Source organism: Sphingomonas sp. LH128 (assembly GCF_000293195.2).
In the GTDB taxonomy this organism is placed as follows: domain Bacteria; phylum Pseudomonadota; class Alphaproteobacteria; order Sphingomonadales; family Sphingomonadaceae; genus Novosphingobium; species Novosphingobium resinovorum_A.
Window position 1 is genome coordinate 1 of record NZ_ALVC01000238.1, and the last position, 5,499, is coordinate 5,499.

The 5,499-nt window shown below is 64.6% G+C and carries 8 protein-coding genes and 1 pseudogene; 4 read left to right on the forward strand and 5 right to left on the reverse strand.

Going from position 1 to position 5,499, the window contains the following annotated elements:
• A partial coding sequence (locus LH128_RS18770) for an oxidoreductase (protein ID WP_008831258.1) occupies positions 1-629 on the reverse strand: 629 nt, incomplete at its 3' end.
• Between the two features lie 104 nt (positions 630-733).
• Here LH128_RS18770 and LH128_RS18775 point away from each other — a divergent pair.
• The gene (locus LH128_RS18775; RefSeq protein ID WP_008831259.1) at positions 734-1,099 is read left to right on the forward strand and encodes a winged helix-turn-helix transcriptional regulator; all 366 of its coding nucleotides are present in this window, start codon (positions 734-736) and stop codon (positions 1,097-1,099) included.
• A gap of 5 nt (positions 1,100-1,104) precedes the next feature.
• Here the strand turns inward: LH128_RS18775 and LH128_RS18780 are convergent, their stop codons facing one another.
• The 4 genes from LH128_RS18780 to LH128_RS18795 form a co-directional block, all read right to left on the reverse strand.
• Positions 1,105-1,659, reverse strand: coding sequence for a PAS domain-containing protein (locus LH128_RS18780; protein ID WP_008831260.1), 555 nt, complete (start codon positions 1,657-1,659; stop codon positions 1,105-1,107).
• Between the two features lie 183 nt (positions 1,660-1,842).
• Positions 1,843-2,361 (reverse strand): 30S ribosomal protein S9, encoded by a 519-nt coding sequence (gene rpsI / locus LH128_RS18785; RefSeq protein ID WP_008831261.1) that lies wholly within the window; start codon positions 2,359-2,361, stop codon positions 1,843-1,845.
• On the reverse strand, positions 2,361-2,840 hold the full coding sequence (rplM, locus tag LH128_RS18790) for a 50S ribosomal protein L13 (RefSeq protein WP_008831262.1): 480 nt from the start codon (positions 2,838-2,840) through the stop codon (positions 2,361-2,363). The genes rpsI and rplM overlap by 1 nt, the downstream gene beginning before the upstream one ends.
• Before the next feature lie 311 nt (positions 2,841-3,151).
• Positions 3,152-4,222 (reverse strand): COX15/CtaA family protein, encoded by a 1,071-nt coding sequence (locus LH128_RS18795; RefSeq protein ID WP_008831263.1) that lies wholly within the window; start codon positions 4,220-4,222, stop codon positions 3,152-3,154.
• A 153-nt stretch (positions 4,223-4,375) separates the two neighbouring features.
• On the opposite strand from LH128_RS18795, the gene LH128_RS18800 reads away from it, so the two are divergent.
• From LH128_RS18800 to LH128_RS35060, 3 genes and pseudogenes are all read left to right on the forward strand, one after another.
• Positions 4,376-4,747, forward strand: a complete 372-nt coding sequence (locus LH128_RS18800; RefSeq protein WP_008831264.1) for a MerC domain-containing protein — start codon at positions 4,376-4,378, stop codon at positions 4,745-4,747.
• 16 nt (positions 4,748-4,763) lie between these two features.
• Positions 4,764-4,976: a sulfur carrier protein ThiS gene (thiS, locus tag LH128_RS35055; protein ID WP_008831265.1), complete on the forward strand. Its 213-nt coding sequence runs from the start codon at positions 4,764-4,766 to the stop codon at positions 4,974-4,976.
• A gap of 57 nt (positions 4,977-5,033) precedes the next feature.
• Positions 5,034-5,499 (forward strand): annotated as a pseudogene (locus LH128_RS35060) (thiazole synthase); the annotation flags it as partial.

Below are 5,499 nucleotides of genomic sequence, written 5' to 3' on the forward strand. Positions count from 1 at the left end.
ACGACTTCGGCCGCGAAGCGCGAACGCTCGCGAATGGTCGCGCCGCCGTAGCGGTCGGTGCGCAGGTTGCTGCCCGACCAGAAGAACTGGTCGATGAGGTAGCCATGCGCACCGTGCAGTTCGACCACGTCGAAGCCAAGCCGCTTTGCATCGGCCGCAGCACGAGCGAACGCGGCCACGCTGTCGGCGATGGCTTCCTCGCTCATCGCCTCGCCGCGCGGGACATCGGGCGCATCATAGCCCGAGGGGCTCTCGACGGGGGCATCGGGCACCCATTCGGTCATGAAGCTCTTGGTCGCGCCGGTGTGCCACAATTGCGGCCCCATGCGGCCGCCCGCACCGTGCACGGCATCGATCACCTGCTTCCATCCATCCAGCGCGGGTTCGCCATGGAAGAAGGGGATCCCCGGATCGTTGCGAGAGGCAGGGCGGTCGATCACCGTGCCTTCGGACAGGATCAGGCCGACACCACCTTCGGCCCGGCGGCGGTAATAAGCGGCCTGCGCTTCGCCGGGGATACCCTCGGCGGCGAAGGCCCGGGTCATCGGCGCCATGACGATGCGGTTGGGAAGGTCCAGCGAGCCGATGCGGAACGGCTTGAACAGAACGTCGGTGGCACTTGCGGTCATTGCGGAGGAACTCCGGTTTGCTGGGGGAGCCACTTAGGTATATATTGGATACTTGACGTCAATGAGGCACCTTATGGTGCGCAAGTATATCCAGGGATACCTTGATGCCGGAATGCGAGCATTTCTCCGTCGATTGCCCCAGCCGCCTGCTGTTCGACCAGATCGCCGACAAGTGGTCGATGATGGTGCTGACGGTGCTCGACGCTGGACCGATGCGCTTCAACGGCATCAAGCGTCATCTGGAAGGCGTGACTCAAAAGGCGCTTACGCAGTGCCTGCGGCGGCTGGAACGCAACGGCCTGCTGGAGCGACGGGTTATCGCCGCATCCCCCATCGGGGTGGAGTATGAGATCACTCCGCTGGGCCGCTCGTTGCAGACTCCGTTCAAGGCGCTGTACGGCTGGACGATCGCCAACATGCAAGACGTGGAGAAAGCCCGGGTGGAGTACGACCGGCGCCTTGTGGCCTGACCCAGTCAATTCAGGCTGGACGAAGGGTCGAGCAGCCGCAAATGCGCCTGCGTCATCAGGCTGACCGAATCTCCGATGACCGCAAGCGCATCATCGATGGCAATGCCGCACCCCACGCTCAGGGGGCCGAGGCCGGTCAGCGCCCGTGCCAGATCCCTGTCGTACGCCTGCAAGCGCTCGACCTCCACTCGGCTCACATCGAACTGCGAGCCCAGGATATATCGTGTCTCGCCCGACTCCGCCCGCAACCGTGTCAGGTAGAGCAGGTTCACGAAGGCCGAACCGCCTTGCCGGAAATTGATGATCGGCGCCCTGGCCGACATGGTGTCGTCGTTGTGCAGGAAGGCGCGGAACTTCGTATGGGCTTGCCCATCCCGTGTATCGCCCTGCAGGAAGCGGCAGTTGCGACCGATCACGTCGTCGCCGGAATAGCCGGTCAGTTCGCTGAAACGCTCATTGACGAACAGAAGCGGATGATCCCCCTCGATAGATGCCAGAGCCAGCGCCATCGGCAGCGATGCCAGAAAGTCGCGCAGTTCCGAGGGAACCGTTGTTTCCATCTCAGGTCAACTCCAGCCGAGCAGGCTGAAACGCGTACCAGACCGATGCCGTAAAACGCAACGCCGAGTCGGGAAATTCAAAGTCTTGGCGCCTTGTCTGCGCTCGGCATCCCACATTGGGCATAACGAAAAAGGGCCGCGGTTTCCCGCGACCCCTTTTTGTAGCCGAAGCTCTGAAAGCGATTAACGCTTCGAGAACTGGAAGCTGCGGCGTGCCTTGGCGCGGCCGTACTTCTTACGCTCGACCACGCGGCTGTCGCGGGTGAGGAAGCCGGCTGCCTTGACGGCCGAGCGCAGGGCCGGCTCGTACTTGGCGAGAGCCTGGGCGATGCCGTGCTTCACGGCGCCGGCCTGACCCGACAGACCACCACCCTTGACGGTGGCGATGACGTCGTACTGCTCTTCGCGGCCAGCGACCTGGAAGGTCTGGTTGATCACAAGGCGCAGGGTCGGACGTGCGAAGTAGACTTCCTGGTCACGGCCGTTGACGATGATCTTGCCCGAGCCGGGCTTGATCCACACGCGGGCAACGGCGTCCTTGCGGCGGCCGGTGGCGTAAGCGCGGCCCTGCGCGTCGATCTGCTGCTCGCGCAGCGGAGCGTTCGAGACGGGAGCGGCTGCCACGGTCTCGTCACCGACGGTGACGTTGCCGGCGATGTCCGCGAGGTCGGACAGGCTCTGCACGGTTTCGTTGTCGGACATTATGCGCCCACCTTGTTCTTGCGGTTCATCGAAGCGACGTCGAGCGCTTCGGGCTGGGTGCCACCGTGCGGGTGCTCGGTGCCGGCGTAGACGTGCAGGGCGCGCATCTGGTCACGGCCGAGCGGACCACGGGGAATCATGCGCTCGACAGCCTTTTCAAGCACGCGCTCGGGGAAGCGACCGGCGAGGACCTTGTCCGCGGTGACTTCCTTGATGCCGCCGGCATAGCCGGTGTGCTTGTAGTAGGTCTGCTGCTTGAGCTTGTTGCCCGTGAAGCGCACCTTCTCCGCGTTGATGATGACGACGTGGTCGCCGCAATCAACGTGAGGGGTGAAGCTGGGCTTGTGCTTGCCGCGCAGCAGGTCGGCGATGATCACGGCCAGACGGCCTACAACCAGATTCTCGGCATCGATCAGATGCCACTTCTTCTCCACCTCGGCCGGCTTGATCGACCGGGTGACCTTCGTGAGCGCCTTCATGGCTGGTCATTCCCTATAATTCGAGCGCCAGCCACGGGAGCGAATCCCCTGATAGCGCGGAAGGCGGCCAAATCGTCGAAATGACTGCGTAAGTCAAGCAATGCGCGGGATTGCAGAGAGGTAAAATAATACCGTGAGGTTTGTGTCCGGACGTTGCCCACCCCTGCCCCCTCCCGCGAGCGGGAGGGGAATGAGAGGTTTCCGCTTCGCCCTCCCGCTCATCCTGAGCTTGTCGAAGGAGGAAGGGCCGGGAGGCTTGGCAGCTTGCTGCCTAGCCGGACGGAGTGGGTAGCCGATGGACAGGCCGAAACCTACCCCCGACGTCCGAGCGCATGCGCGCCCCACACCGTCGCGGCGACCAGCAGCGCACCGCAAAGCTGGTGCGCCACGGCGATCCACAAGGTCACGCCGGACCACACCGTGAAGATGCCCAGCAGCACCTGCGTCCCGAACGCACAGTGCACCGCGACCGAGACCAGCCGCTCGTGCTTCGCCTTGAGCCTGCGGCCCATGACGACGAGCACCGCGACGATTGCCCAGGCCCACCAGCGGTGAATGAAGTGCGTGAGGTAGGGATCGTTGACCAGCGAAGAGAAGAACCCGCGCGCCCAATCGACGCCTTCGGGGAAGACGCTGCCCTGCATCAGCGGCCAGGCGTCCCAGCTCCACCAGCCGGCGCCGGCGACATAGCCGGCACGCAGGCCCGCCACCATCGCGCCCATGAACAGTTGCAGCGCCAGCATGCCCAGCGCCAGGGCGCCGAAGCGGGTCAGCCGCGCGCGCTGCTCTCCCCGCTCCATCGCCTTGAGGTCCAGCGCAGTCCAGACGAGGCCGCCCAACGTGAACAGCGCCACCAGCAGATGCGCGGCGAGGCGGAAGTGACTCACCCGGTCGAGCGCCTCGGCGCTGAGGCCGGAGGAGACCATCCACCAGCCGACGACGCCCTGCAGGCCGCCCAGCGCCAACAGCGCCAGCAGGCGCGGCTTGTAGCCGCCGGGAATGGTGCGCTTGTACCAGAACCATGCCAGCGGAACCGCGAAGACGAGGCCGATCGTGCGCGCCAGAAGACGGTGGAACCATTCCCAGAAGTAGATGAACTTGTACTGCGCCAGCGTCATGCCTGCCGGGCCGTTGACGTCGAGATACTGCGGGATCTGCTTGTAGCGGGCGAACTCGGCCTGCCACTGGGCGTCGGTAAGCGGCGGGATTGCGCCGGTCAGCGGCTTCCACTGAGTGATGGAAAGGCCCGATTCGGTCAGCCGGGTGATCCCGCCGACCGCGACGATCAGCACCACCAGCACCGCAACACTCAGGAGCCAGCGCACCATCGGGGCGATATCGTCACTTGTCCCGATGATCGGGCGACCGTCGTTTACTCTCATGCGTCTGCTTCTTCCGTCATGCGGGCGATTCCTGCGATTTTGCGGGCATTTGCGCAAGAGGGCGTTCGACGGCACGTGTTTTCGACGAGTCCTGCGTGAAAATTTTGCGTCCGGCCCTTGCGGAATGATACAACGTTACATAGATGGCTGCCCATGCGTACTGCCCTTCTTGCGATTCGTAACCGCCTCGACCGTGCCGGAATCATCCTGAGCGGGCTGTGCGCGGTGCATTGCATCCTGGGCGTCGTGCTTGTCGGCGTGCTGGGCCTGGGCGGTGAAGCGCTTCTTTCACCCAGTATCCACCGCATCGGACTGGCGATGGCTCTGGTCGTGGGCATCATTTCGCTCGGCTTCGGCGTGCTGCGCCACGGGCGGGTCGCGCCGCTGGCGATCGGTGCTTCGGGCCTGACGTTGATGGGCATCGCCCTCCTCGTCGATCACGGGATCGAGGAGACCGTGCTGACGATCGCAGGCGTCAGCCTCGTCGCCTTCGCGCACATTCGGAACTTGCACGGCGCCTGTTGAGCGCTATTCGGCAGCCATGGCTGCCGAAATCCTGCTTACCGTGAATGGCGAACCGCGCCGCATTGCCGCCGGTTCCAGCATCGCCGACCTCGTCGCGCAGATCGGCCTCGACCCGAAGAAGGTCGCGGTCGAACACAATGCCGAGATCGCGCCGCGCTCGACGCTGGCAGACGTGACGCTTTCCGAAGGCGACGTGCTGGAGATCGTCCACTTCGTCGGCGGCGGCTGATCGGGCCGCCCTGCCCCCGCTTTTCCTGATTCACGCTTCCCCGAAAGGACGCGCTTCGTGACCGATTTCCCCGCTGATACCTGGACCGTTGCCGGTCGTACTTTCACCTCGCGCCTGATCGTGGGCACGGGCAAGTACAAGGACTTCGCGCAGAACGCCGCCGCCGTGGAGGCTTCGGGCGCGGAAATCGTCACCGTCGCGGTGCGCCGCGTCAACGTGTCGGACCCCAAGGCGCCGATGCTGACCGACTTCATCGACCCGAAGAAGATCACGTACCTGCCCAATACCGCAGGCTGCTTCACCGCCGACGACGCCATCCGCACCCTGCGCCTGGCGCGCGAGGCGGGCGGCTGGGATCTGGTGAAACTCGAAGTGCTGGGCGAGGCACGCACGCTTTACCCCGACATGCGCGAGACGCTGAAGGCCACCGAAATCCTCGCGAACGAAGGCTTCCTGCCGATGGTCTACTGCGTCGACGATCCGATCGCCGCCAAGCAGTTGGAAGACGCGGGCGCCGTCGCGG